Origin of the sequence: Klebsiella sp. ME-303, assembly GCF_007910085.1 — a bacterium.
In the GTDB taxonomy this organism is placed as follows: Bacteria; Pseudomonadota; Gammaproteobacteria; order Enterobacterales; family Enterobacteriaceae; genus Klebsiella; species Klebsiella michiganensis.
The window spans coordinates 2,400-27,039 of sequence record NZ_VOJB01000074.1 but is presented as its reverse complement, the minus strand read 5'-3'; the positions used below and the strand labels follow the sequence as shown (position 1 = coordinate 27,039).

27 protein-coding genes are annotated in these 24,640 nt (G+C 56.5%); 9 read left to right on the top strand and 18 right to left on the bottom strand.

The features are described from left to right. Positions 1 to 3: 3 nt before the first annotated feature. The 11 genes from FQK12_RS13195 to FQK12_RS13145 form a co-directional block, all read right to left on the bottom strand. On the bottom strand, positions 4 to 1,695 hold the full coding sequence (locus FQK12_RS13195) for a glycosyltransferase family 2 protein (protein ID WP_014227110.1): 1,692 nt from the start codon (positions 1,693 to 1,695) through the stop codon (positions 4 to 6). Further along, a complete protein-coding gene (locus FQK12_RS13190; protein WP_014227109.1) occupies positions 1,686 to 2,039 on the bottom strand; it encodes a hydroxymyristoyl-ACP dehydratase in 354 nt (117 codons plus the stop codon). Before FQK12_RS13190 ends, FQK12_RS13195 begins: the two co-directional genes overlap by 10 nt. Further along, a complete protein-coding gene (locus tag FQK12_RS13185; protein WP_014227108.1) occupies positions 2,026 to 3,375 on the bottom strand; it encodes an AMP-binding protein in 1,350 nt (449 codons plus the stop codon). The genes FQK12_RS13190 and FQK12_RS13185 overlap by 14 nt, the downstream gene beginning before the upstream one ends. Then, positions 3,372 to 3,953 (bottom strand): hypothetical protein, encoded by a 582-nt coding sequence (locus tag FQK12_RS13180; RefSeq protein ID WP_014227107.1) that lies wholly within the window; start codon positions 3,951 to 3,953, stop codon positions 3,372 to 3,374. Before FQK12_RS13180 ends, FQK12_RS13185 begins: the two co-directional genes overlap by 4 nt. Positions 3,954 to 3,959: 6 nt before the next feature. Beyond that, complete coding sequence (locus FQK12_RS13175; RefSeq protein WP_014227106.1) at positions 3,960 to 4,211, bottom strand: acyl carrier protein; 252 nt, start codon at positions 4,209 to 4,211, stop codon at positions 3,960 to 3,962. Between the two features lie 12 nt (positions 4,212 to 4,223). Beyond that, positions 4,224 to 4,481: a phosphopantetheine-binding protein gene (locus FQK12_RS13170; RefSeq protein ID WP_014227105.1), complete on the bottom strand. Its 258-nt coding sequence runs from the start codon at positions 4,479 to 4,481 to the stop codon at positions 4,224 to 4,226. Beyond that, entirely contained in the window at positions 4,462 to 5,277 is an 816-nt protein-coding gene (locus FQK12_RS13165; RefSeq protein WP_032719974.1) for a lysophospholipid acyltransferase family protein, read from the bottom strand. The genes FQK12_RS13170 and FQK12_RS13165 overlap by 20 nt, the downstream gene beginning before the upstream one ends. Beyond that, a complete protein-coding gene (locus tag FQK12_RS13160) occupies positions 5,274 to 5,996 on the bottom strand; it encodes a beta-ketoacyl synthase chain length factor (protein ID WP_014227103.1) in 723 nt (240 codons plus the stop codon). Before FQK12_RS13160 ends, FQK12_RS13165 begins: the two co-directional genes overlap by 4 nt. Before the next feature lie 76 nt (positions 5,997 to 6,072). Next, complete coding sequence (locus tag FQK12_RS13155) at positions 6,073 to 7,134, bottom strand: class I SAM-dependent methyltransferase (protein ID WP_014227102.1); 1,062 nt, start codon at positions 7,132 to 7,134, stop codon at positions 6,073 to 6,075. 63 nt (positions 7,135 to 7,197) lie between these two features. Further along, entirely contained in the window at positions 7,198 to 7,587 is a 390-nt protein-coding gene (locus FQK12_RS13150) for a lipoprotein (protein ID WP_014227101.1), read from the bottom strand. A gap of 413 nt (positions 7,588 to 8,000) precedes the next feature. Beyond that, complete coding sequence (locus tag FQK12_RS13145; RefSeq protein WP_014227100.1) at positions 8,001 to 9,050, bottom strand: AI-2E family transporter; 1,050 nt, start codon at positions 9,048 to 9,050, stop codon at positions 8,001 to 8,003. Between the two features lie 132 nt (positions 9,051 to 9,182). Here FQK12_RS13145 and FQK12_RS13140 point away from each other — a divergent pair, with 132 nt between their 5' ends. Then, the gene (locus tag FQK12_RS13140; RefSeq protein ID WP_014227099.1) at positions 9,183 to 10,403 is read left to right on the top strand and encodes an MFS transporter; all 1,221 of its coding nucleotides are present in this window, start codon (positions 9,183 to 9,185) and stop codon (positions 10,401 to 10,403) included. On the opposite strand, the gene FQK12_RS13135 is transcribed toward FQK12_RS13140, so the two are convergent. Together FQK12_RS13135 and FQK12_RS13130 are read right to left on the bottom strand one after the other, a co-directional pair. After that, positions 10,404 to 10,961 (bottom strand): DcrB family lipoprotein, encoded by a 558-nt coding sequence (locus FQK12_RS13135; protein WP_004855087.1) that lies wholly within the window; start codon positions 10,959 to 10,961, stop codon positions 10,404 to 10,406. Positions 10,962 to 11,034: 73 nt separating this feature from the next. Continuing rightward, positions 11,035 to 11,700 (bottom strand): 7-cyano-7-deazaguanine/7-aminomethyl-7-deazaguanine transporter, encoded by a 666-nt coding sequence (locus FQK12_RS13130; RefSeq protein ID WP_004126198.1) that lies wholly within the window; start codon positions 11,698 to 11,700, stop codon positions 11,035 to 11,037. 166 nt (positions 11,701 to 11,866) lie between these two features. On the opposite strand from FQK12_RS13130, the gene tusA reads away from it, so the two are divergent. Continuing rightward, entirely contained in the window at positions 11,867 to 12,112 is a 246-nt protein-coding gene (gene tusA, locus FQK12_RS13125; protein WP_004106582.1) for a sulfurtransferase TusA, read from the top strand. Positions 12,113 to 12,190: 78 nt separating this feature from the next. On the opposite strand, the gene zntA is transcribed toward tusA, so the two are convergent. Together zntA and FQK12_RS13115 are read right to left on the bottom strand one after the other, a co-directional pair. Further along, complete coding sequence (zntA, locus tag FQK12_RS13120) at positions 12,191 to 14,395, bottom strand: Zn(II)/Cd(II)/Pb(II) translocating P-type ATPase ZntA (RefSeq protein ID WP_014227098.1); 2,205 nt, start codon at positions 14,393 to 14,395, stop codon at positions 12,191 to 12,193. Positions 14,396 to 14,473: 78 nt separating this feature from the next. After that, complete coding sequence (locus tag FQK12_RS13115; protein WP_004855080.1) at positions 14,474 to 15,100, bottom strand: lysoplasmalogenase; 627 nt, start codon at positions 15,098 to 15,100, stop codon at positions 14,474 to 14,476. 142 nt (positions 15,101 to 15,242) lie between these two features. On the opposite strand from FQK12_RS13115, the gene FQK12_RS13110 reads away from it, so the two are divergent. Next, positions 15,243 to 15,602, top strand: coding sequence for a DUF2500 domain-containing protein (locus tag FQK12_RS13110; RefSeq protein ID WP_004855078.1), 360 nt, complete (start codon positions 15,243 to 15,245; stop codon positions 15,600 to 15,602). Between the two features lie 14 nt (positions 15,603 to 15,616). On the opposite strand, the gene FQK12_RS13105 is transcribed toward FQK12_RS13110, so the two are convergent. Together FQK12_RS13105 and rsmD are read right to left on the bottom strand one after the other, a co-directional pair. After that, positions 15,617 to 15,895 carry a DUF1145 family protein gene (locus FQK12_RS13105; RefSeq protein ID WP_004106574.1) on the bottom strand — a complete coding sequence of 93 codons (279 nt, stop codon included), beginning with the start codon at positions 15,893 to 15,895 and terminating at the stop codon, positions 15,617 to 15,619. Continuing rightward, the gene (gene rsmD, locus FQK12_RS13100) at positions 15,885 to 16,481 is read right to left on the bottom strand and encodes a 16S rRNA (guanine(966)-N(2))-methyltransferase (RefSeq protein WP_014227097.1); all 597 of its coding nucleotides are present in this window, start codon (positions 16,479 to 16,481) and stop codon (positions 15,885 to 15,887) included. Before rsmD ends, FQK12_RS13105 begins: the two co-directional genes overlap by 11 nt. A 192-nt stretch (positions 16,482 to 16,673) precedes the next feature. On the opposite strand from rsmD, the gene ftsY reads away from it, so the two are divergent. The 4 genes from ftsY (at position 16,674) to rpoH (ending at position 21,024) form a co-directional block, all read left to right on the top strand. Next, positions 16,674 to 18,191 carry a signal recognition particle-docking protein FtsY gene (ftsY, locus tag FQK12_RS13095; RefSeq protein WP_014227096.1) on the top strand — a complete coding sequence of 506 codons (1,518 nt, stop codon included), beginning with the start codon at positions 16,674 to 16,676 and terminating at the stop codon, positions 18,189 to 18,191. 2 nt (positions 18,192 to 18,193) lie between these two features. After that, complete coding sequence (gene ftsE, locus FQK12_RS13090; RefSeq protein WP_004106557.1) at positions 18,194 to 18,862, top strand: cell division ATP-binding protein FtsE; 669 nt, start codon at positions 18,194 to 18,196, stop codon at positions 18,860 to 18,862. After that, on the top strand, positions 18,855 to 19,913 hold the full coding sequence (ftsX, locus tag FQK12_RS13085) for a permease-like cell division protein FtsX (protein ID WP_014227095.1): 1,059 nt from the start codon (positions 18,855 to 18,857) through the stop codon (positions 19,911 to 19,913). The genes ftsE and ftsX overlap by 8 nt, the downstream gene beginning before the upstream one ends. Positions 19,914 to 20,169: 256 nt before the next feature. Then, positions 20,170 to 21,024 carry an RNA polymerase sigma factor RpoH gene (gene rpoH / locus FQK12_RS13080; RefSeq protein WP_004106554.1) on the top strand — a complete coding sequence of 285 codons (855 nt, stop codon included), beginning with the start codon at positions 20,170 to 20,172 and terminating at the stop codon, positions 21,022 to 21,024. A gap of 32 nt (positions 21,025 to 21,056) precedes the next feature. Here rpoH and FQK12_RS13075 read toward each other — a convergent pair whose 3' ends face one another. After that, on the bottom strand, positions 21,057 to 22,571 hold the full coding sequence (locus FQK12_RS13075) for a PLP-dependent aminotransferase family protein (protein WP_014227094.1): 1,515 nt from the start codon (positions 22,569 to 22,571) through the stop codon (positions 21,057 to 21,059). Positions 22,572 to 22,688: 117 nt separating this feature from the next. Here FQK12_RS13075 and FQK12_RS13070 point away from each other — a divergent pair, with 117 nt between their 5' ends. Together FQK12_RS13070 and FQK12_RS27665 are read left to right on the top strand one after the other, a co-directional pair. Then, positions 22,689 to 23,954, top strand: coding sequence for a 4-aminobutyrate--2-oxoglutarate transaminase (locus FQK12_RS13070; protein ID WP_014227093.1), 1,266 nt, complete (start codon positions 22,689 to 22,691; stop codon positions 23,952 to 23,954). Positions 23,955 to 24,103: 149 nt separating this feature from the next. Then, positions 24,104 to 24,640: aromatic amino acid transport family protein (locus FQK12_RS27665; RefSeq protein WP_315898957.1), on the top strand; the 537-nt coding region annotated here is incomplete at its 3' end.

Here is a 24,640-nt window from a genome sequence, read left to right as displayed (position 1 = left end):
CTTTTATTCCTTGTGTTTGGTGTCCGGCAGTTGCCAGAAATCGAAAAAGTTAAACCAGTCCAGCGGCGACTGGAGCGCATAGTGCTCGAGGCGTTCGGCGTAGCGCTCGATAGTTTTCTGCAAGGCATCCTGACGTTCGGCGCGCGGCAGCAGCAGCGGATTGGCGAACGGTTCGCAGTGAATACGCAGCGTTCCCTGCTGGCGCAGGGCGAAAATCAGATCCACCTGACAACCTAAAATCGAGGCGAGAATGAACGGCCCCTGTGGAAACGGAGCGGGTTGGCCCATAAAGCGGCTCCAGCAGACGCGCCATTCGCCGCCGCGCTGGGGATTAACCGCAATGCGATCGCCGACAATGGCAATCCACTCACCGCGCTCTAGCTTCTCTTTAAGCTGGATGGCGGTCTCCGGGCCGATGTCGGTGACCGGCATCAGGTTGAGTCCAGCCTGCGGAGCCATTTCCTGCATAATTTGCTTAAAGCGCTGGGCATTGTCGCTGAATACCAGCGCGTTGATGATTTTGCTGCCCTGTAATTGCGCTAGCGCGCGGCAGGCTTCAACATCGCCCAGATGTGATGCAAGCAGCAGCTTGCCGTACGGTGAGTTGACGTTGAGGGCTTCTTCCGCGCCAGGCGAAAATACCACATCGCGGCCCAACCGCAGCTCGCCGCGCCAACTGGCAATTTTATCGAGCATTGCATTTCCGAAGCGCAGAAAGTGCTGGTAGCTGGTGAGCGAAGGGGGGACCGGCATCAGACGCTCGGAGAGCTGTTCGCGTACGCGAGCTATCCAGTTCCGCGAAGCTTTACGAGCAGTGGAAGCCGTGAGCCAGTAAACGGCGACCACTGGATAGAGTAGCAGAGTAAATGCCTTGCGCCCTAGCAGGCGCCATACCAGAAGCATCACACGCATTCCCCACAATCCCCTGACCTCCTGCTGATGCGCCCAGTGTGGCGATGTGTGGCGGAACAACAGCGATGGGATGCGCGGCAGCATGCCGAAGAACAGTCGCGTGTGCATCCGTGAGATACGCAGGTTATCTTTGAAGGCGTCGAAATGAGATAGCCCGTCTAGCGGATAGGTAACGCGGGTTGGGATAAAATAACTGGTACTACCCTGCCAGTAGAGACGCACCATAACTTCAGTATCGAAGTCCATCCGCTTACCTAGCGCCACGCGCTGCGCTAGCCGCAGCGTTGGCGCAACCGGATAGACCCGAAAGCCACACATGCTGTCTTTCAATTTAAGCGAAAGCGTTTCGATCCACACCCAGACGTGGGTCACCCAGCGCCCATACAGGCGCGAGCGGGGAATGGAATCGTCGTAAATAGGCTGTCCGGAAATCAGCGCCGTCGGGTGTTCCTCGGCCAGGGCAAGCAGTTTGGGAATGTCTTCAAGAGCATGCTGGCCGTCGGCATCAACCTGGACGGCATGACTAAAGCCAGCTTCCGCTGCCGTCTGCATGCCGCGAATAACCGCTGCGCCTTTACCTGAGTTAATCGGCAGGCGAATTAAAGTCATATTTGCAGATGCTGCCGCTAATCGTTCGAGTTCCTGTTGCGTACGGAAATCGCTGCCATCATCAACTACGATGCAGTGCAGGCCAAACGGCTGAAGACGCGCCAGCACGCGCGACATCATCGCGCCGTGGTTATAGCAGGGGATCAGCACGCACGGGGAAAAATTTAACGGCATAAACGGATCTTCCCGCTGCTGGCTATGTGTCGCGCTTCGCCGTCGTGGCGCTGATAGCTAAAGGTGAGTATTTGCCGTTCTTCCTGCCAGAGTACGGTGAGCGTAACGGCTGTCTCCGGCAATAGCGGCGCCTGGAACTTCACGTTCTGAATACTATGAAAACGCCAGCCGGGCGCGAATAGGGTGGTAGCGTAATGCATCACCCAATCTATTTGCGCAACGCCCGGGAGCAGCGGCTGGACGGCAAAATGCCCGCGAAACCAGAACAGCGTGGGGTCGAGATATAAATCGATTTGAATCTGATGAGGTTGTGCTTGATGGCGCTCAATTTCATGGGGTTTCATGAAATAACTCCTGTAATTGCGCATAGACACGCTTGTTCATACTGTTTACCGGAATTTCATCAATCACCCGCCAGTAGCGGGGAACGGCGACCGGCTCCAGCCATGAGCTCAACGCTTTCCGCCATGTTAATTCCTGGGTTTTACCCCAGCGCTTTCGCGCGTTGTTATCCAGGACCAGCAAGGCGCCCACGCTTTGACGGCTGCCGCGTGTTACCGTTAATACCGCTGCATCAAGGATGCCGTCCAACATCAGCAGGCGCTGCTCCACTTCGCTGAGCGAAATGCGCTTCTCTTCAATTTTGACCACCCGCCCCCGGCGTCCAATCAGGCCGAACTGCCCATTTTTTGAAAATTGCAGAATATCATCGAGTAAAAAGCCATCAACATCTGCAATTAGCGGTGAAATAACGCGAAATGAACCATTTTCCTGATGGATGCTGATGCCAGGAAAAGGCAACCATTTCGCATCATCTTGTTGGTAATCGCGGCAGGCGATAACGCCGGTTTCAGTACTGCCGTAGATTTCATCCACCCAAACGTTCAGCCAGCTAGCTGCTCGCGCGGCATCTGACCAGGAGAGCACACCACCCGCGGACAGGATCATCTCTACCGGTGGGGGAGCGAGCTGGCCGTCGAGGCGTTTGAGGAATGCAGGGCTGCTGATAAACGCGTACCGATATTTATGGCTCAGAGCCGCCAACTGCTCTGCGTACCAGAGCATCCCTGCGTGGAGAGGCAGACCTAAGGCCATCGGCAGGAAGATACGGAATGTCAGGCCGTACAGGTGTTGAGGTGTGACTGAAGCGACTATGCGGCAATTTGCAAGACGATCGGCAAAGCGCGTTGCCAGCAGCTGTGCTTCGTTGTTGAGAAGGCGTATTGGTTTGTTCACACGTTTTGGCTGACCAGTCGATCCGGAGGTAAACAGCTCAATATATGCATCGTTGTCGATTGCTGGAAAGGCGAAGGATTCAGTGGCGAGCGTCATGGCGGAACTGACCACCCGCAGCGAGCCCTGCCAGTCCAGCGCTTTATCGCTCAATAGACCGTCAAATAGGGTGTGCTGCTCACTCAATAATGTTACGCGGCAGTGTCCAGGGAGCACCGGTATTTTACCTGCATGCAGCGTTGCCAGCAGCGCGACGATGAACAAATAGCTGTTTTCAAAACATAGCGCCCAGCGATCGCCTTCCTGCTGTTGCAGGTATTCAAGCAGATGACCGACATCCTTGCGCAGATGCCCAAGTGTCCAGGTATGTCCTTCCTGCCATGCAATCGACGTGTCGACCGGGCGAGGGGCGTTGAGCCACTGGGCCAGAGTGAGGATCGGCTTCATTGATTATCTCTTTTCATTACCCGCTGGCGTACTAACCACTCACCGGCCATCAGCATGCCCATCAACAGATAAGAGAGCATCCCGTTCCACGCCGTCCAAATAGACATGTCGCCGTGCAGCGCGGTTAAGAGCGCAATGCTGCCGTTGAAGATGAAAAATGCGCACCAAATTTGTGTCACACGGCGTGTATAACGAACGGCAGTTTCTGGAAGGTCTGGTTCTCGCAGTCGTGCCAGGCGTTCGATAATCGGCATAGCTGACCACAGCGAACCGCCAAAAACCGCTAGCATGACGCTGTTCACTACCACCGGGTAAAACAGTAGCAGTTGGTGAGTTTTGAGCAGATAGCTGGCAGAGCACAGCGTGATGCCTGCAGCAGCAACGATCTGTGTGACGATGCGTAGTGGCCCCGCCTGTCGTCGGATCTGACGACAGCGTAAAAACAGCAAGAGTGCAATTAGCGGCAGCAGCCAGCGCAGGCCGTTATGCGCCAGACCAAACCAGATCAAAAATGGCCAGGTCAGCAGCAATAAACCTGTCAGCAGGGTGATGACCGGCAGCGACCGTGCGCCTGACACGGAGAATTATGCTTCTTTGAGCAGGCGTTCTACCGCATCGACGACATCCTGCACGGTACGAACGGCTTTAAACTCTTCCGGCTTGATTTTCTTACCGGTTTTCTTTTGAAGATGTACGATCATGTCGACTGCGTCGATGCTATCCAGCTCCAGATCCTCGTACAGGCGCGCTTCAGGTTGAATCGCCTGCGCATCGACTTCGAACAGCTTAATCAGCAGCGCGGAGACTTCTTCGTAAATGGCGTTTTGTGCGGTCATAACGGCGTCTCCTCAGGTACGTTGCGCGTGAATGAAAGATGCCAGCGTGGCAACGGAGAAAAAGTGCTGACGCATCTCTTCACTCTCGGCGGACAGCACCACACCGTACTGGTTTTTCACTGCCAGACCCAGTTCCAGAGCATCGATTGAGTCCAGTCCCAAACCATCGCCAAACAGCGCCGCTTCGGTTTCGATATCGTCAACGGACAGTTCGTCCAGGTTCAGTGTATTTATGATCAGATTTTTAATTTCAAGATAGAGCGCTTGCATCATTAATTCCTGTGCCAGGCGTAGTACCTGATTGTAATTGAAGCAAAATATGCCGGTTTAACTGCCTTGCCGCCAGCGCCGGTTCTTGTATGTTTGCATCGTAAAATTGGTTGATTTGTAGCCGCTCACCAACCGCAATGGTAAAGCGTGGTTTCGTTGGCGGAGCATCATACCACTTGCTCTGTTTGCCCAGCATATGCTCGGTACAGCGGATAACGACTACGCGCAAATCGCTACCGCAGCGAACCGCGATATTGGCCGCACCGCGCTGTAGTGTCATTTTTTCGCCAGGTAACGTGCGCGTTCCCTCGGGAAAAATCAAAATGGTGTCACCCTGTTGTAAACGCTGGCTGCTGGCCGGAAGCAGGGCATCAGCCTGATCGTTAATCAGATAATCCGCCGCGCGAATCACGCCGCTGAGAAACGGATTTTTCAGCAGCGCGCTCTTCACCAGGCAGTCTGTTTCGGGCATTACTGAAGCGAGCATGACATAATCGATCAGGCTAGGGTGGTTGGCGACGATCAAGCAACCGCGCTCCTGGCGCAAAACGTCGCCGCCTTCAATGCGAAAATCGAGTACACCAACGGCTTTTACCACGGTGAGAAAGAATCGGAAACTGGCTGAAATGCTGCGCCGTGCGAGTCGACGGCGACGGGCTTTGTCGCGAATCGTTGCCAGCAGCAGATTAAACCAGACAAGCGAGAGCAGCAGCCCGCCAAGCCCGAAAAGCGCGAAACAAAAGCCGGTCATTGCCGCTCGCCAAAGACGGTTTAGCTTGGGTAGCATACTATTCATGAGCGGCACCACTGCCACTGCGCGCGCTCACCGGGGATGGTGAATGTGCTGGTATTCTGCAAATAGTGTTGTAAAAACAGCAAACTTTGCGGTAGCTCGCTCTCCTCGCCAACCTCGCAGCGTTGGGTTTTACACTGCCATTCGCTACCAGCCTCAATAATCCACGCCGTTGCATAGGGCCAGGTGGGCATCAAAGGTGGTAGCTGCGGGTGATAAAAAACAGGCAGGAAACCGTCGAAATCGACTATTAAAATACGCTGGTACCCCGCATTCAGCAGACCCATGACTTCATACAATCCCTGCTGGAAAGTATCGCGGCCGGCGGAGAGCGACGATGAAACGATCGGCTTTTTCGCGGCGATAGTCAGATTACCTACGGCGGAGTTATGCACGGATAAGGCGAAATCGGTTGGAGAGAGCGCCTGCTCTGTCGCCAGCGCGTGCAGGATCCGGTAGTTACGCTCCAGCTCTCCGTGGCGGCTGGTGTACACCACGGCATCTATCTCATGGCGACGGAGTATTGCCAGCCCGCACTCGACTGCCAGCTTACTACCGGAGCTGAGCCGGCGGGCCGTCATCATTGGCAGCTCGCTGAGCTTAGCCAACGGTGCCGTGGGGTCGATGGCGTGCAAATGCCGTGACCACTTTTGCCACTGTTCGGTGCCACTGACCCCAGGAGCCATGGCTTGCCAGTCAATTATGTTAAATGAAAATGTCATCCGCTCGCGTCCGCGATCAATCAATGATTTTGCTGGCGTTAAATTGAACGCCAAAACAGCGAGTAACGCTGCTTTGTTATTTTATTTTCTGGCATATCAATAAGGTATGCCCAACGCCTAAATTATCCTGACGTTGTTCTACCTGGAATCCTGCCATTTCCAGATAGCGATAAAACTTGTCGACGCTGTAGAACCGGCTGTAACCGTTGGCCATGCAGGTAAAATAGAGCGAAGACGCATTCAGGCTGAAAGATGCAGCTTCAAATTTCTGCGCGTCCCAGAACAGTTCCAGAATGCACAGGCGAGCGCCGGGTTTCATCACGCGCGCCACGTTACTGAGCATGGTGATAATTTGTTCTGGTGAAAAGCAGTCAAGAAATTGACTCATCCACCAGACATCCGCTTCCCCGGGAAGGTGCGCGTCGCTCAGCATATCCACAGCATGGAAATCGATGCGGTGGGTAAGGCCTGCATTTTCTATATTTTCACGAGCCAGTGCAATTTGTTGAGGCAAATCTAATAACGTTACCGCGATATTTTCATCATACTGACAGCAGCGTAAAGCCCACTTTCCGGTATTTCCGCCTACATCGTACAGGGTTGCGGGCTGGCTGGCGAATACATACGGCAGTGCAGCATTGAATGCCCCGTCAGAATAGTAATGATCAAAAGCGAACCAGCTTTTACGCGCCGCCTGCGGTAACTGTGCCAGGGCTGGATAAATCGTGGGCCAGTCGCCAAATACTTTTAACCCGGTTGGCTTTCCTTCCTGGAGCGCATTTTCCAGAAAAAACAATCCCTGATAACAAACATCCTGTGTGAAATCCATATTTACCCGGGTCATTGTATCATGAAGTAAGAAATGTCCTACTTTAGCGAGATAATAGCACTCTCCTTTATGAGTAAGGATACGTCCACTTAATCCCATATCCAGCAATACGCTGACGGCGTATTCATTTACCTCGCAATGCTCACAAATAGCCTCCAGCGTCGCACCGAGTTTACCTTGATGGTCGAGGTAATCTAGTACGCCTGAGTTGCGTAGGCATAATGCAGTTTGAAAAAGCATGGGGGCAAAAGCAATCCGCTGCGCTTCGGTAATAGCATCCAGTGCGCTGAGAGTGTCCTTTTTGTACACGATTGACACAGCCTTTACAGTTTAGTGGGGGAACGGGCCGTTATTGGCCCAAAGAGAGTTCATTTACCGAGCTGAGTCCGCGGCAAGGGTAATTTGAATATCTTTATCAAGGTTGTGCACCCAGCGGTTATAGTTTCTATGAATTTTTCCACCGGAGGCCATCAGGTTAATGCTGCTGGCATAGTTGATGGAATAGCTGGTTGCGGAATAGTTAATTTTAATTTCAGCAATATGGTCGCGTATTTGTTGGCGGGCATTGATCACCCCCGGCCCAGCGTCTGACATAATCCATTCTCTCTGGGCACCTGCCTTGATGATTGCATTTTTAACCTCGGCTTCGGTATGGCCTGCGCTTACTGTTGTATGGATTTGTTCAATGGGCGCTGTACGGGCACAGCCTGCCAGAGCACCGATAATCGTTGCGGCGGCAACCCAGCGAATTATTTTTTTCATGAATACTCCCTATCATTTTATTGGTTAAAAAAATAATATATCGTGTTGGAAATATTGATACGTAGATGTTATGCGGCTATCGTTTTTATTCTACATTAATTCGTGTGTTTGTCTGCTTTTAAGTCGTTCAGATAGATGGAGACTCTGATGTTAATGGGTTTTTATTGTCAAGACGAATAATGGAGGCCGCTTGTTAGAGGCCGGTGCAAAAGTATAATTAAATTAATATGCTCTATCAATGAATATAATCAAAGGAGGGATGTTTCTGCTCTGTAGCGAAAAAGTTGAAAATAAATAGCAGGTGAATAGTGTTCTGTTGTGATTTATCTATGAAGCTTATCTGAATAACGTATTTCCCGCATACCCGCTTTTTTAAATACGGGTATACGGATGCATTGATACGTCAAGATCAGCTAGCCCGGTAGCCTGCTTTTGGGGCGCCCGGGCCCGAGCAGGATGGCTAACTTACTGCCGCCCTTGGTGGTCTCCATCCATATTTTACACACGCTGGTTAACGGTACCGACAGCAGCATTCCCACCGGTCCAAGCAGCCATCCCCAGACCAGCAACGAGAGGAAAACCACCAGCGTAGACATGCCCAGCCGGTGGCCCATCATGCGGGGCTCGAGAATATTGCCGATAATCATGTGCACGACTAAAAAGAGTGCGCCGACCAGCAGGCATTCATAATATCCGTTAAAAAGTAACGCCTGGATCATCGGCGGGACGGCGGAAATCACCGAGCCAATGTTAGGCACATAGTTCAGCAGAAAAGCCAGCACGCCCCACATCAGCGCAAACTGCACCCCCATTAGCATCAGCCCTAACCAGATAATCACCCCGGTCCACAGGCTGAGCAGCGTTTTCAGCGCCAGATAATGCGAAACGCCTTTTAACGCCCGATGAAGACCGGCGATGTGGATTTGCGGGTTGTTGAGGGCAAAACGGAGTTTATAGGGCACATGCCGGACTTCAAAAAGCATAAATACCACCGTCATAACCAGCAGAACGACGCTGGCCATGGCGCCGGACAGCCCGGTCATCAGGGTGGTCGTGAACGTCATCAGCTTGTCGGAGTCTATGCGTTGCAGCATACGCTCCGGGGACATATGAATATGCAAAAAGGGCAGCGCCTCCTGCAGCCGCAGGACTTTTGCCGTCAGCTCTTTATTATATTTTGGCATCATGGCGACAAATTCGTTAACCGACGCGGCCAGTACGCCAATTAACGCGGTGAGCACGATCAGCATCACCACCACTACGATAGTAATGGCGACCGGGCGACGCACGCCGCGGCGAATAAACCAGGTGACCAGAGGGTTGAGGACAATGGCGAAGAACAGCGCCAGTAATAGTTGCACGATGATATCTGCCGCGGCGTGAATACCGGCGAGGATAACCACCAGTGACGCCAGTTTGAGCAGAATATGCATGCCCGTTTTATCGGGCTGAGGGGTTGTCATTCACTCTTCCTTTCTATGATTTTCATTAAGTGTAGCGGCTGGCTTGCTGCCTGGAATCCTAATCTGGCTGCTGATTTATAACGTGCGGCGTGGTAGAAATGAAACACAGTTGTAAAAATCTGGTGGAACCCGATGCCCGAAACCGTCGCCGAACCGGCGCTTAATGGATTGCGCCTCAATCTGCGGATTGTCTCTGTCGTGATTTTTAACTTTGCCAGCTACCTGACCATTGGCCTGCCGCTGGCGGTCTTGCCCGGCTATGTTCATGATGTGATGGGGTTTAGCGCCTTTTGGGCCGGGCTGGTGATTAGCCTCCAGTACTTCGCTACGCTGCTCAGCCGCCCTCACGCCGGGCGCTATGCCGATCTGCTGGGGCCAAAAAAGATCGTCATTTTCGGCCTGTGCGGCTGCTTTCTGAGCGGACTAGGCTATCTGCTGGCGGCGCTCTTCGGCGGCTTGCCCGTGGTTAGCCTGGCGCTGCTGTGCCTTGGCCGGATTATCCTCGGCATCGGGCAGAGCTTCGCGGGAACCGGCTCCACGCTGTGGGGCGTCGGGGTAGTCGGTTCGCTGCATATCGGGCGGGTCATATCCTGGAACGGCATTGTCACCTACGGAGCGATGGCGATGGGCGCGCCGCTCGGCGTGCTCTGTTACTCGCTGATTGGCCTGCACGGGCTGGCGTTGACCATTATGGCGGTCGCCCTGGTGGCCGTGCTGTGCGCGTTGCCGCGGGCGGCGGTCAAAGCGGGCAAGGGTAAAGCGATGTCGTTTCGCGCGGTGCTGGGGCGCGTCTGGCTCTACGGCATGGCGCTGGCCCTGGCTTCGGCGGGTTTTGGCGTTATCGCCACCTTTATCACTCTGTTTTATGATGCTAAAGGCTGGGACGGCGCGGCCTTCGCCCTGACGCTGTTTAGCTGCGCCTTTGTCGGCACCCGGCTGCTGTTCCCCAACGGAATTAACCGCCTCGGCGGGCTGAACGTGGCGATGATCTGTTTTGTCGTCGAGATTATTGGGCTGCTGTTAGTGGGCCTGGCGGAGACGCCGCTGATGGCGAAAATCGGCACTTTCTTTGCCGGAGCCGGTTTTTCGCTGGTGTTCCCGGCGCTTGGCGTGGTGGCGGTGAAGGCCGTACCGCAGCAGAACCAGGGGTCGGCGCTGGCAACCTACACGGTATTTATGGATCTCTCGCTGGGGATCACCGGTCCGCTTGCCGGGCTGCTGATGGCGTGGGCGGGCATTTCATCGATCTATCTGGCGACGGCGGGGCTGGTTGCGGTGGCGCTGCTGCTGGGATGGCGGTTAAAAAAACGGCCCCCGGTCGGTGAACCGGAGGCCGCGGCGTCAGGCCAGTAGTTACTGGATGACGAGGGTGTTGATAATGTTTTCCGCTTCGGTCTGCGCCTGCTGCTGGTTATCCGCTGGCAATGTGATTTGCAGCGTCAGCAGTTTGTCATCAACCTTGCCGAGAAGGACGGAAGACCAGGCGGTCTGACCCTTGGCGGAGATGATGCTGTCCAGCTGTTGCAGCGTGTGGCCTTTGATCTCAATGGATTTATTGCTCACGACCTGCAGCTGCGGGTCGCGGCTGCGCTGCTGCTCTTCCAGACGCTGGCTCATCACCGCCAGCTCCTCGTTGGTATTGTCACCCACAATCACGATCACCGCTTTCTGGCCGGTGGCATCAGAATAGACGTGCATATTGTTGGCCTGGGTGCCCAGCTTGCCGCTCTGGTCGGTCATACCGGCTGGCAGGGAGAAGCTCAGTTTGCCATCCAGCAGACTAATAGGTTGCCCGCTGGCGTTGCTTTCCGCAGCAGCCCCGGCAGTCGGCGTTTTTGTATCGCTGTTATCACAGGCCGCAAGACCCACAACCAGCAGGCCAATACCGACATATTTAACCAAATTGCGCATTGACATCTTCCTTTCGATAAACGGCCATTAACGGCTCATTCGCTTATCTTATCACATCGTTTCGTGAGTACTCTTAACCTGGCTGCAATGCGGATAAATCAGATTTATCTGCCAGTTTTTTCAGCAGCATATTCAACAACATGCCGTACATCGGCAGGAAGAATACGATGCTAATCAGCACTTTGAAGCAGTAGTCGACGATGGCGATTTCACCCCAGTGCGCCGCCATAAACGGGTCCGGGCTGCGCCAGAAGGCGATAAAGAAGAAGGCCAGCGTATCGCTGACGTTACCAAAAAGGGTGGATGCCGTGGGCGCCAGCCACCAGCGGCGGTTTTGACGCAGGCGGTTAAAGACGTGGACGTCGAGGATTTGCCCCAGCGCGTAGGCCATAAAGCTGGCGGCGGCGATACGGGCGACAAACAGGTTAAAGCTGGTTAATGCGGCAAACCCCTGCCACTCGCCCATATAGAACAGCGCGGAAACCCCGTAGGAGATAAGCAGCGCCGGGATCATGACCGCGAGGATAATGCGTCGCGCCAGCGGAGCGCCGAAAATCCGCACCGTCAGGTCGGTGGCGAGGAAAATAAACGGAAAGCTGAACGCGCCCCAGGTGGTATGAAAACCAAAGATGGAGATCGGCAGCTGCACCAGATAGTTACTGGAAGTGATGACCAGCAGATGGAAAAGCGATAGCCAGATCAGCGCTTTTTTACGCTGTACGGTAGTAAACGGACTCATATTGTGACCTTTTTAGTGGTTGGGGTGAGGGAACCCAATAAAAACGGCTGCATGATACTGCGTTGCGAGCGTATTGCAATGGTTGTTTTTCGCGCAAACGTTAACCTGGCTTGCGTACTGGCGAACTGGGGGTAAACTAGGGCCGTTTTGTTAATGTGAGATGAAAATGAGCGAACTTTTCTCCAGCCCTGACCATACGCTTGATGCGCAGGGGCTTCGTTGCCCGGAACCGGTGATGATGGTGCGCAAGACCGTGCGTACGATGCCGGTGGGCGAGACGCTGCTAATCGTGGCCGACGATCCGGCGACGACCCGCGATATTCCCGGTTTCTGCCGCTTTATGGAGCATGAGCTGCTGGCGCAGGAAACCGAGGCGCTGCCGTACCGCTATCTGATCCGTAAAAGCCACTGATCCAGGCTACAAAAAACCAGACCGCACTAATCCGTAGCCCGGGCAAGGCGCGTCAAGCGCCGCCCCCGGGAATTGTCCCTACTTCTTACGTAACAGCCGCAGCGCGTTAGCGGTGACCAGCACCGTCGCCCCGGTATCCGCCAGCACCGCCAGCCACAGGCCGGTGAGGCCGAGCAGGGTGGTGACGAGGAAAATCCCCTTAAGACCCAGCGCGATAGCGATATTCTGCCGGATATTGGCGTGAGTGGCGCGCGCCAGCGAAATCATCTGCGCCAGTCCGGTGAGGCGATTGTGGGTCAATGCCGCATCGGCAGTCTCCAGAGCGACGTCGGTGCCGCTGCCCATCGCGATGCCAATGGTCGCCGCTTTCATCGCCGGCGCATCGTTGATCCCGTCGCCGACCATGGCCAGCGGCGACTGGGCATGAAGCGCCATCACCGCCTGCACTTTATCCGCAGGCAGCAGCCCGGCGCGGAACGCCAGCCCCAGTTCGCTGGCAATAGCCGCCGCCGCGCGCGGATTGTCGCCGGTCAGTATGATTCCCTGAACGCCTAACTGATGGAGTTCATCCACCGCCTGGCGAGCATCATCGCGTAGCGTATCGCGCAGCGCCACAATCCCCAGCAGCGCCTCATCGCGCATCACCAGCACCACGGTTTGCCCCGCGCTCTCCAGCTGCTGAATAGGTTCATCGTACTGTGGATCGCGATTTTTACCCGCGGCGCAAATCAGCACCTGACGTCCTTCAACCTGCGCCTCAATGCCGGAGCCGGCCAGCGCGCGCTGGCCGCTTGCCGGCGGAATGACCAGCTGGCGCTGCTCCGCCTCACGTACGACCGCCTGGGCTAACGGGTGGCTGGAGCCTTGCTCCACGGCGGCCGCCAGCGCCAGCAGATCGTTTTCGCCGATGTCTGCGGTCGTCATCACCGCGGTGACGCGCGGCTGGCCGATGGTCAGGGTGCCGGTTTTATCAAACGCCACCTGGCGCACGCGGCCCAGCTGCTCCAGCGCCGCGCCGCCTTTAATCAGCGCGCCGCGACGCGCCGCCACCGCCAGCCCGGAGGTAATCGCCGCCGGGGTTGAGATCACCAGCGCGCACGGACAGCCAATCAGCAGCAGCGTTAAACCTTTATAGATCCACGGCAGCCATGCGCCCGCAAACAGCAGCGGCGGAACAATGGCCACCAGCAGCGCGACGACCATAATCGCCGGGGTATAGATGCGGCTAAAGCGATCGATAAAGCGCTCAATCGGCGCGCGGCGCTCTTCCGCTTCTTCAATCAGCTTAAGGATACGATCGATAGCGCTGTCGCCCGGTTCGGAGATCACCGTCAGCTGTACCAGACGATCGACGCTGGTCGCGCCGGCCGCCACGCGTTCCCCGGCGTTACGCTCCACCGGTACGGATTCACCGGTTAGCGCGCTCTCATCGAAGCTGGCGAAGGGCGAGAGCAGCTGGCCATCGGCGGGCAGGCGGCCTCCGGCGGCGACTTCAATCACGTCGCCGGGGCGCAGGTCGCGCTGGGCTACGGTTTCACGCACGCCGTCGCGCACGCGGATTGCCGTGTCGGGTTTCAGCGCCATCAAGGCGCTGACGCCTTGCCGCGCGCGGCTGGCGGCCCAGCCCTCAAGACGTTCGCCGATTAAGAACAGCAGCAGGACCATCGCCGCTTCGGCGGTGGCGCCGATAAACAGCGCGCCGATGGCTGCGACGCTCATCAGGGTTTCAATGGCGAACCAGCTTCCGCTTTTGATCAGGCGTATTGCTTGCCGGGCGACCGGCCACAGGCCGACCAGCGTGGTTGCGATGAAGGCGATTTCGCCCAGAGGCGGGCTGAACTGCTCCAGCCCCCAGCTGAGCGCCATCATGGCGACGAGGGTGAGGAGCGGCAGATTCTCGCGCAGCCAAGAGGTGGGCTCCTCTGCCCGTGGCGCGTTTTCATCACGCAGCTGATAGCCCGCGGCGCGCACGGCGCTTTCGATCTGCGGACGGACATTGCCCTCGGCGTTGACCAGCAGCTTTTCGGTGGCGAACAGTACCTGCACCTGGCTGACCCCCGGCACCTGGCGAACGGCGGTTTCGACCTTGCGGGCGCAGGCCGCGCAGTCCATGCCTTCTACCAGCCAGCTAAAGCGCGCGTGACTCAGCGCATCGTTTTCAGCGGCGGTTTCGCTGCTGCAGGCGGGGTCCGCGCAGCAGCTTTCCGCAGGCTGCGCGGCAGGGGTAAATTTTAACGATGAGAAGTGTGGGACTTTTTTATCCTGCGATTCTGGAGCCGACATAGGACCCTCCGGGTAATGATAATTTTCTCATTACCCGCAGGATACACTCTGGAGTCGACTCCAGAGTCAAGCGCTTAATTACAAATAGAGCGCGCGGACGATCAGGAAGTGCCCGGCGAAGTAAAATGCTGAGGAGATCGCGTTGTCAGCGCGGAAGCGGCGGCGATAATGGCTGATGAGCCAGACCGCGTTGCCGAGCAGCAGGGATGCCGCGCCAGCGAAGCCGGACAGGGCGGTATCCGTCGGGCGGGCGAACCACAGCTCACCGGCCAGCCAGACCATCACCAGCGTCATCGCGATAAAGGTAAACACCGGCATCCGCATCTCTTCCAGACGCGTCCAGATAATCGCCAGCAGCAGCGCGCCGAGGATCAGCAGCACCAGCGGCAGCGGCCAGAAGAAAGATAGCGTCAGCTGGCTGGCAAACCAGATGGTGTAGAGCAGATGCGAGAGAAAGAACGCCCCCACGGCGTACATTACCCGCTGCCGCGGCAGCAGGGTCAGCGCATCGCCGACCAGCGAGGCGCAAAGCCCGGCCAGCACCAGATAGCTGATGGCGTTAAACATCGGCGCTTGCCAGGCCAGTAACAGAAGCAGGATCAGCGTGACGGGTTTAAACACCCAGCGACGCCAGGCAGGCCCACGATAGGACGCATCGACGTAAAGCCATGCGGAGAAACAGACAGCAATAAATGACCAAAGCATAGTAAGTCCCTGTATCTGTTATCATTACGTAAGTGATTGTACTTACAGTACTGAATCTCAGTGTAGTGGTTTGCAGAGGAAGATGACAATGATAATCAAGCCACAGTATGCTTATTCCTGATAATTCCTGGGGGCAAGGTGAATGAGTAAAGTTCCGCTGTTTTTTATGGTTGCCGTTGCCATCATTGCGGTTGCCGCGTCGTATCGCTATGTGCAGCAGCGTCGGGAAAAAATGGATAACGATGCCGCGCCGCTGTTGCAAAAACGGGTGGTGGTGAGCAATAAGCGGGAGAAGGTGATTAACGATCGCCGTTCGCGCCAGCAGACGGTGACGCCTGCCGGCAGCGAAATGCGTTATGAAGCAAGCTTCAGGCCGGAAAGCGGCGGGCTGGAAGTGGTTTTTCGTCTGCAGGCGCCGCAGTATCATGCGCTAAGCGTCGGCGATAAGGGCGTCCTGAGCTATAAAGGTTCGCGGTTTATGGGCTTTACGCCAGACCCCTGAACCTTTTCCTGGCATTACTTCTTCTTCAGGGTCGCCTTGAGCTTTTTCTGCCAGGCGACCAGTTCGAACACGCCGAAGATGAAAATACGAATCTGCTCGAAGCGCCCCAGCGGCGGCATCTCTTTCGTCTGCGTCGCCTTGAGCAGCGTCAGCTGCAGGCCGTGCATCAGAATCATAAAGATCAGCGCTACGTTAACGAAGATGTTCAGCGGTTTTGGGAACGGTTGAAACAGGTTCAGCAATAAAAACGCCCACACGCACAGCATCAGCAAGCGGCCAAAATTAATCAGCATGGTTTTCTCCTTGGGCCTCACGTTGATAGAGACGGTAGGCGACTTGTCCGGCCACTTTTTCACGATAGACGTGCCAGTTCATCGGCACCGGCGGTAAACCGTTTTCGACTTCACTCTCAATGTAGACAAGCGCTTCATCGCTAAGCCAGCCGTTGTTTTCCAGCAGCTTTAGCGTCTCTTCAAGCAGTCCTTTACGAAACGGGGGATCGACAAACACGATGTGATGCGGCGTGCCCGCCTGAGCAAGAAACGCTAAAGTATTGGTATTGACCACTTTAGCGTTGCTGGCTTTGAGGGTCGCCAGATTTTTTTGCAGCTGCTGCGCGACGCCGCGTTCCATTTCCAGCAGCGTGGCGCTGGCCGCATAGCGGGAGAGGGCTTCAAGGCCCAGCGCGCCGCTGCCGGCGAAGCAGTCGAGGCAGTTCGCGTCAACGATCGACGGCGCCAGCCAGTTAAATAGCGTTTCGCGCACCCGGTCGGTGGTCGGGCGCAGACCCGGGCTCTCCGGCACCGGGAGTTTACGGCCCCGCCATTGCCCGCCGATAATACGGATCTGGCCGCTGCCCGCGTGGTTTGGTTTCTTCATCTCTTTGCTCAAGTCTCAACTTCCGGGCTGCTATTCTAACGATCGGCGGCGGTTGACGAAACCTTAATCCGGGGGCGGTGATGCGAGTTAAGTTAAGTGGTAGACTATCCGACTAATTTCATCATTTTTCAGCTTCCGCTACCTACTGGCCGAAGCTGTGCCATGAATTAACAGCGAGGAGTGTAGTCGCAAATGGCGAAAGACAAAAAACGTGGCTTCTTTTCCTGGCTGGGCTTTGGTCAAAAAGAACAGGCGCAGGAAAGCGAAACAGAACAAAAAGTAGAAGCCCAGCAAGAGGTTGAAGAACCGGCTCAGGAAAGCGAAGCGCCTGCGGTTGCGCCGGAAACGGTCGACGCCACTGCGACAGAGAAACAGGATGCCGAAGCCTTTGCCGCCGAGGTGGTTGAGGTGACCGAGCAGGTTGTGGAGAGCGAACAGCCGCAGGCGGTTGTCGAATCCCCGGCGGTTGAGGAGATAGCGGAGCAGCCCGCGGTTGAAGAGACGGTCGCTGAGCCGCTGGTGGAAGAGGTCATCGCCGAGCCGGTAGTGGCTGAAGCCGTCGCTGAACAGACGCCGGAAGAGGTCATTACCGAACCGGAAACGGCAGTTCTTGAAGAAACCGCCGTTGACCAGCCGGAACCAGACGAAACGGTAGAAGAGGCTGAGGCCGATATCACCGATGAAGAGCTGGAAGCACAGGCTCTGGCGGCGGCCGATGCGGCAGAAAACGCCGTTGAAGTGGTGCCGGACGAAACCGTCGTGACGCCGTTAGAGCAGGAAAAACCGACCAAAGAAGGTTTCTTCGCCCGCCTCAAACGCAGCCTGGTAAAAACCAAACAGAACCTCGGTTCCGGATTTATCAGTCTGTTCCGCGGTAAGAAAATCGACGATGATCTGTTTGAAGAGCTGGAAGAGCAGCTGCTGATTGCCGATGTCGGCGTGGAAACCACGCGTAAGATCATCACGCGTCTTACCAACGACGCCAGCCGCAAGCAGCTGCGCGACGCCGAGGCGCTGTACGGCCTGCTGAAAGAAGAGATGGGCGATATTCTGGCGAAAGTGGATGAGCCGCTGAACGTAGAAGGCAAAACGCCGTTTGTGATTCTGATGGTCGGCGTCAACGGCGTCGGTAAAACCACCACCATCGGCAAGCTGGCGCGTCAGTTCGAGCAGCAGGGCAAGTCGGTGATGCTGGCGGCGGGGGATACCTTCCGCGCGGCGGCGGTTGAGCAGCTCCAGGTTTGGGGGCAGCGCAACAATATTCCGGTGATTGCCCAGCACACCGGCGCGGATTCGGCATCGGTCATTTTCGACGCCATCCAGGCGGCGAAGGCGCGCAATATTGACGTCCTGATTGCCGATACCGCGGGTCGTCTGCAGAATAAATCGCACCTGATGGAAGAGCTGAAGAAGATTGTCCGCGTCATGAAAAAACTCGATGTCGATGCGCCGCATGAAGTTATGCTGACCATTGACGCCAGCACCGGGCAGAACGCGATTAGCCAGGCCAAACTGTTCCATGAGGCGGTTGGACTGACCGGTATTACCTTGACTAAGCTGGATGGGACCGCCAAGGGCGGGGTTATCTTCTCGGTTGCCGATCAGTTCGGTATTCCGATTCGCTACATCGGTGTTGGCGAACGTATTGAAGATCTGCGTCCGTTTAATGCGGGCGACTTTATTGAGGCACTTTTTGCCCGAGAGGATTAAAAATGATTCGCTTTGAACAAGTCAGCAAAGCCTATCTCGGTGGGAGACAAGCGCTGCAGGGGGTGACTTTCCATCTGCAGGCGGGCGAGATGGCGTTTCTGACCGGCCATTCCGGCGCGGGGAAAAGTACCCTGCTGAAGCTTATCTGCGGTATCGAACGGCCCAGCGCCGGCAAAATCCTTTTCGGCGGCCATGATATTAGCCGCCTGAAGAGCCGCGAGGTGCCGTTTTTGCGCCGTCAGATTGGCATGATTTTCCAGGACCACCATCTGCTGATGGACCGAACCGTTTACGATAATGTAGCGATCCCGCTGATTATCGCCGGCGCCAGCGGGGATGACATCCGTCGTCGCGTCTCGGCGGCGCTGGATAAAGTCGGGCTGCTGGACAAAGCGAAAAACCTGCCGATTCAGCTTTCAGGCGGGGAACAACAGCGCGTGGGCATCGCCCGCGCGGTGGTGAACAAACCTGCGGTCCTGCTGGCGGATGAACCGACCGGTAACCTCGACGAGGCGCTGTCGGAAGGGATCTTACGTCTGTTTGAAGAGTTTAACCGCGTTGGGGTGACGGTGCTGATGGCGACGCATGACCTGGGGCTTATCTCCAGTCGTCCGTACCGCGTCCTGTCCCTCAGCGAGGGGCATATGCATGGAGGCCACATCGGTGAATAAGCGCGAGGCAATGAACCACATTCGCCGATTCGGCAATCGATTCGACCGTTTCCGCAATGCGGGCGGAGCGGGCGGTAGCGGCGGGCGCAATGCGTCGAAGCGGCCAAAAGCGGCGCCGAATCCGGCTTCCCGCAAGAGCAACGTATTCAATGAACAGGTGCGCTACGCCTGGCACGGCGCGCTACAGGATCTGAAAAGCACGCCGCTGGCGACGTTTCTGACGGTGATGGTGATCGCCATTTCATTGACCCTGCCAAGCGTGTGCTACATGGTCTACAAAAACGTCAGCACCGCGGCGTCGCAGTATTATCCCACGCCGCAAATCACCGTCTATCTGGAAAAAACGCTGGATGACGACGCCGCTGCGCGGGTAGTCGGCCAGCTGCAGGCGGAGCAGGGCGTCGAGAAGGTTAACTATCTGTCGCGCGATGAAGCCCTTGGCGAATTCCGCAACTGGTCAGGCTTCGGCGGCGCGCTGGATATGCTGGAAGAGAACCCGCTGCCGGCGGTGGCGATCGTGGTGCCGAAGATTGATTTCCAGAGCGTTGAAGCGCTGAACACGCTGCGCGACCGCGTGAGCCACGTGCAGGGCGTTGATGAAGTGCGTATGGATGACAGCTGGTTTGCGCGGCTCTCGTCGCTGACCGGGCTGGTCGGACGCGTTTCGGCGATGATCGGCGTACTGATGGTGGCGGCGGTCTTCCTGGTGATCGGCAACAGCGTGCGTCTGAGCATCTTCGCCCGCCGCGATACCATTAACGTGCAGAAACTGATTGGCGCGACCGATGGCTTTATTCTGCGTCCGTTCCTTTACGGCGGGGCGCTGCTGGGGTTCTCCGGCGCGTTTCTGTCGCTGATCCTGTCGGAAATTATGGTCATGCGCCTGTCGTCGGCGGTCACCGAAGTGGCGAAAGTCTTCGGCACGCAGTTTGAACTCAGCGGCTTAGGCTTTGACGAGTGCCTGCTGATGCTGATTGTTTGCTCGATGATTGGCTGGGTCGCCGCCTGGCTGGCAACCGTTCAACATTTACGTCACTTTACTCCCGAGTAGTAAAAATCTGGTATAATCTTTCCCTGCACTGAATATCTCTCTGCAGGGAAAGAGTCCCTGTCGACGCTTCCCTAAACTTCATAACCATGTCACATTTTGTGCGTAATCTATTCACATCATTGCATGGAACTTGTGGATAAAATCACTGTCTGATACTAATGTGAGTGATATTCTCGTTGCTCATCAATGCTGGCATGTTTGTTGCTCCGTTGTGAGGACAGAAAGATGCCAGAAGATATCGATTGAGAGGATTTGAATGACCAAAGATATGCAAACTTTAGCCTTAGCCCCCGTTGGTAACCTGGAATCGTACATCCGGGCTGCTAACACTTGGCCGATGTTATCGGCTGATGAAGAGCGGGAGCTTGCTGAAAAGCTGCATTACCAGGGCGATCTGGAAGCAGCGAAAAAGCTGATCCTGTCTCACCTGCGCTTTGTTGTTCATATTGCTCGTAACTACTCGGGCTATGGCCTGCCGCAGGCGGATCTGATTCAGGAAGGCAACATTGGCCTGATGAAAGCCGTGCGCCGTTTTAACCCGGAAGTGGGCGTGCGTCTGGTTTCCTTCGCCGTGCACTGGATCAAAGCGGAAATTCATGAATACGTGCTGCGTAACTGGCGTATCGTGAAGGTCGCGACCACGAAAGCACAGCGTAAGCTGTTCTTTAACCTGCGCAAAACCAAGCAGCGTCTGGGCTGGTTTAACCAGGATGAAGTCGAAATGGTGGCCCGCGAGCTGGGCGTGTCGAGCAAAGACGTGCGTGAGATGGAGTCACGTATGGCGGCGCAGGACATGACCTTCGACATGTCGTCGGATGATGAGTCCGATAGCCAGCCGATGGCGCCGGTGCTCTATCTGCAGGATAAAACGTCTAACTTTGCCGACGGCATTGAAGACGATAACTGGGAAGAGCAGGCGGCAAACAAGCTGACCGACGCGATGCAGGGTCTTGACGAACGTAGCCAGGACATCATCCGCGCCCGCTGGCTGGACGAAGACAACAAGTCCACGCTGCAGGAGCTGGCAGACCGCTACGGCGTGTCGGCTGAACGTGTACGTCAGCTTGAAAAGAACGCCATGAAAAAACTGCGCGCCGCTATCGAAGCCTAATCTGAGCGCCAGTCCCCCGATAACGCCCCACATTACGATGGGGCGTTTTGTTTTTCTGCCTCCGCCAGCGCCTGCGGGCAGTGCATTTTCAGACACTCAAGCAGGACGTTGAACGCCGGTTCCATCTGCGTTTCCGGCTGCGAAGCAAAACCCATCAACAGCCCTTTCTTCCGCTGCGCCGTCAGGTAATAGCGCGACAGCGGACGCACTAAAATATGGCGCGCGTTGGCATCGCGGGCAATCGCCACGTCATCCGCCTCATCCGGCAAATTCAGGATCAAATGCAGTCCGGCATTATCGCTGAAGTCCGACAGCGCGTGCGGCCCGCAGTGCCGCTGAATCAGCTCGGTCAAAAAGACGCGACGGCGGCTGTAGAGCAGGCGCATGCGGCGAATATGCGCCGAGTAATGACCGGCGTTGATAAATTCCGCCAGCGCCAGCTGAATAAGCGAATGGCCGCCGCGGTAGAGCTCGGCGTGGGCGTTTTTGAGTTCAGCCGCCAGCGGGCGAGGCAGCACGACGTAGCCCAACCGCAGCCCCGGGTAGAGTGTTTTACTGAACGTACCGACGTAGACCACCGGCGCTTCGGGGACTAAGCCCTGTAGCGCCGGGATCGGCTGGCCGGAAAAGCGAAACTCGCTGTCGTAATCATCTTCCACAATCCAACTACCGTGCTGATGGGCCAGGGTGAGCAGGCGCTGTCGGCGCTCAAGGCTCATTACCGCGCCAAGGGGGTACTGATGGGATGGCGTAACGAAGATCAGCCGCGGCGCTTCGGCTATGCTTTCGGGCGGACACAGGCCGCTGGCATCAACCACTACGGGCTCGGCCCGCACTTCATTCATCGCCAGCACATGGCGAATGCCCCAGTAGGACGGCTCCTCCACCCAGGCGAGATCGCCGCGGTCGCACAGCATGCGGGTGATCAGGTCGATAGCCTGATGGATCCCTTCAGTGATAAGAATTTGATCTGCCTGGCACTGAACGCCGCGCGCTACTCTCAGATAGTCCACCAACGTGTGCTGCAGCTCGGCCGTTCCGCCGTTACAGCTATAGCTGAGCTGTTCGGGTTTTGGACGGCGGCTGATACGCGCCTGGATTTTACTGAACAGCGGGTGGGGAAACGCATTGACGTCCGGTACGCCGGGGATAAACGCCCCCCACTGACGCGGACTGGCGCTGATGTGCCCCAGCAGATGCTGGCCGCGCCGGGAGATGGGCGCGCTGGCTGCTGGCGCAGGGCTGCTTTCACTGGCGCTGCTGGCGGGAAGAAACATATCGGGCAGCGTTTTCGCGACGAATGTTCCGCTGCCGCGACGGGACACGACGTACCCCTCAGCCAGCAATTGTTCGTAAACTGTTAAAATTGTGTTGCGCGACATTCTCAGCTCTCCCGCCAGATCCCGTGAAGGGGGCAGGCGGCTATGGGGCGGGAGAGAACCATCCAGAATGGCGTGGCGAATCGCCTTGTAAAGGCGCTTGTGCAGGAGCGGGTCGGTTTCTTTCTGCAATCTGACCAGCACCAGGTCTGCGATAAGCGAACGCAATTGGATCCCTCAGATAATCTGAATTGGTACTCGATTATAGGGCCAAATCCTGTGTAAATAAACGACATAGTTTCGGATTTGTTGCGATAACGTGACACACATGACAGGAGATTCTCGGTGAAAAGTTCAGAACTGAATCAGCGTCGCCAGCAGGCGACTCCGCGCGGCGTAGGGGTGATGTGCAGCTACTTTGTTGAGAAAGCGGAGAACGCTACGCTGTGGGATATTGAAGGGAATGAGGTGATCGATTTCGCCGCCGGCATCGCGGTGCTGAATACCGGCCATCGCCACCCCAAAATCGTTGCCGCCGTTGAACAGCAGCTGCAGGCCTTTACCCACACGGCTTACCAGATTGTCCCGTACGAAAGCTATGTCACGCTGGCCGAGCGGATTAACGAACTGGCGCCGATTGACGGTCCGGCAAAAACGGCGTTCTTTACCACCGGGGCGGAAGCCGTTGAAAACGCGGTGAAAATCGCGCGCGCTTATACCGGTCGTCCGGGGTTGATTACCTTCGGCGGCGGCTTCCACGGCCGTACGTTTATGACCATGGCGCTGACCGGCAAAGTGGCGCCTTACAAGATTGGTTTCGGCCCGTTCCCGGGCTCGGTTTATCACGCCGTCTACCCTAACGCCGCCCATGGCATTACCACCGCCGACGCGATGAAGAGCCTGGAGCGCATTTTCAAAGCGGATATCGCGGCCGATCAGGTGGCGGCGATTGTGCTGGAGCCGATTCAGGGGGAAGGCGGCTTTAACGTTGCCCCGCCTGAGTTTATGCAGGCGCTGCGCGCGCTGTGCGATACCCACGGCATTCTGCTGATTGCCGATGAAGTACAAACCGGCTTTGCGCGCACCGGCAAGCTATTTGCGATGCAGCACTATGATGTGAAGCCTGACCTGATGACGATGGCCAAAAGCCTGGCCGGCGGTTTCCCGCTCTCCGGCGTGGTAGGTCGCGCCGAGGTGATGGATGCGCCTGCGCCGGGCGGTCTGGGCGGCACCTATGCCGGTAACCCGCTGGCGGTCGCGGCGGCGCACGCGGTGCTGGACGTGATTGAAGAAGAACAGCTGTGCCAGCGCGCTGAGCGCTTAGGCAGCCATCTGAAAGAGGTGCTGAATCAGGCGCGTCAAAGCTGCCCGGCGATTGCTGACGTACGCGGCCAGGGGTCGATGGTGGCGGTAGAGTTTAACGATCCGCAAACCGGCGAGCCGTCGGCGGAGATCACCCGTCAAATCCAGCAACAAGCCCAGGAGAACGGCCTGCTGCTGCTGAGCTGCGGCGTCTATGGCAACGTCATTCGCTTCCTCTATCCGTTAACGATTCTGGATGCGCAGTTTACGAAAGCGCTGGATATTCTGGCCCGCGTGCTGAAGGGCTAGTCAGTCTTACATCCAGTTGCGGCGGCAGGGAAGCCCAACAGAAACAGGAAGCCGCAGTCTGGTTATTCATGCTCAGCGTGAGTGGTATTTCACCCTGATATCACCTTTTTTCCGGCGGCGCACGCTGCCGGAATAAAACGGAAAATATTATGTCTGACAACTCCACCTTTTCTCCGGCTCTGACGAGCCGGGAGCGTACCGCTGTACCTGCAAAATCCCTCAGTTTCATTGAAGGCGTGTCGATGATCGTCGGCACCAATATCGGCGCTGGGGTGCTATCCATCGCCTATGCCTCCAGCAAAGCGGGCTTTCTGCCGCTGCTGTTTTGGCTGATTGTGGTCGGTAGCCTGACGACCATCACCATGCTCTACGTGGCGGAATCGACGCTGCGCACGCGTAAGCATCTGCAGCTTAGCGGCCTGTCGCAGCGCTACGTCGGCCGCTTTGGCGCGTTGATGATGTTCCTCTCCGTTTGCGTCAACAGCGTCGGCGCGCTGACGGCTTATATGACCGGCAGCGGTAAACTCCTGCATTCGTTATTCGGCATCTCGCCGGCCCTGGGCAGCGCGCTGTTTTTTATTCCGGCGGCCGGGGTGCTTTATCTTGGGCTGAAGGCGATTGGCCGGGGTGAGAAATTCATCAGTATCGGCATGGTCGTTATGATAACCATTTTGGTTGCCGCGACG

Excerpts from the sequence above, each read along its gene's own strand:
- FQK12_RS13195 (WP_014227110.1), bottom strand. The coding sequence starts at position 1,695 with ATGCCGTTAAATTTTTCCCCGTGCGTGCTGATCCCCTGCTATAACCAC.
- FQK12_RS13190 (WP_014227109.1), bottom strand. The coding sequence starts at position 2,039 with ATGAAACCCCATGAAATTGAGCGCCATCAAGCACAACCTCATCAGATT.
- FQK12_RS13185 (WP_014227108.1), bottom strand. The coding sequence starts at position 3,375 with ATGAAGCCGATCCTCACTCTGGCCCAGTGGCTCAACGCCCCTCGCCCG.
- FQK12_RS13175 (WP_014227106.1), bottom strand. The coding sequence starts at position 4,211 with ATGACCGCACAAAACGCCATTTACGAAGAAGTCTCCGCGCTGCTGATT.
- FQK12_RS13170 (WP_014227105.1), bottom strand. The coding sequence starts at position 4,481 with ATGCAAGCGCTCTATCTTGAAATTAAAAATCTGATCATAAATACACTG.
- FQK12_RS13165 (WP_032719974.1), bottom strand. The coding sequence starts at position 5,277 with ATGAATAGTATGCTACCCAAGCTAAACCGTCTTTGGCGAGCGGCAATG.
- FQK12_RS13160 (WP_014227103.1), bottom strand. The coding sequence starts at position 5,996 with ATGACATTTTCATTTAACATAATTGACTGGCAAGCCATGGCTCCTGGG.
- FQK12_RS13150 (WP_014227101.1), bottom strand. The coding sequence starts at position 7,587 with ATGAAAAAAATAATTCGCTGGGTTGCCGCCGCAACGATTATCGGTGCT.
- FQK12_RS13145 (WP_014227100.1), bottom strand. The coding sequence starts at position 9,050 with ATGACAACCCCTCAGCCCGATAAAACGGGCATGCATATTCTGCTCAAA.
- FQK12_RS13140 (WP_014227099.1), top strand. The coding sequence starts at position 9,183 with ATGCCCGAAACCGTCGCCGAACCGGCGCTTAATGGATTGCGCCTCAAT.
- FQK12_RS13135 (WP_004855087.1), bottom strand. The coding sequence starts at position 10,961 with ATGCGCAATTTGGTTAAATATGTCGGTATTGGCCTGCTGGTTGTGGGT.
- FQK12_RS13130 (WP_004126198.1), bottom strand. The coding sequence starts at position 11,700 with ATGAGTCCGTTTACTACCGTACAGCGTAAAAAAGCGCTGATCTGGCTA.
- tusA (WP_004106582.1), top strand. The coding sequence starts at position 11,867 with ATGAGCGAACTTTTCTCCAGCCCTGACCATACGCTTGATGCGCAGGGG.
- zntA (WP_014227098.1), bottom strand. The coding sequence starts at position 14,395 with ATGTCGGCTCCAGAATCGCAGGATAAAAAAGTCCCACACTTCTCATCG.
- FQK12_RS13115 (WP_004855080.1), bottom strand. The coding sequence starts at position 15,100 with ATGCTTTGGTCATTTATTGCTGTCTGTTTCTCCGCATGGCTTTACGTC.
- FQK12_RS13110 (WP_004855078.1), top strand. The coding sequence starts at position 15,243 with ATGAGTAAAGTTCCGCTGTTTTTTATGGTTGCCGTTGCCATCATTGCG.
- FQK12_RS13105 (WP_004106574.1), bottom strand. The coding sequence starts at position 15,895 with ATGCTGATTAATTTTGGCCGCTTGCTGATGCTGTGCGTGTGGGCGTTT.
- rsmD (WP_014227097.1), bottom strand. The coding sequence starts at position 16,481 with ATGAAGAAACCAAACCACGCGGGCAGCGGCCAGATCCGTATTATCGGC.
- ftsY (WP_014227096.1), top strand. The coding sequence starts at position 16,674 with ATGGCGAAAGACAAAAAACGTGGCTTCTTTTCCTGGCTGGGCTTTGGT.
- ftsE (WP_004106557.1), top strand. The coding sequence starts at position 18,194 with ATGATTCGCTTTGAACAAGTCAGCAAAGCCTATCTCGGTGGGAGACAA.
- rpoH (WP_004106554.1), top strand. The coding sequence starts at position 20,170 with ATGACCAAAGATATGCAAACTTTAGCCTTAGCCCCCGTTGGTAACCTG.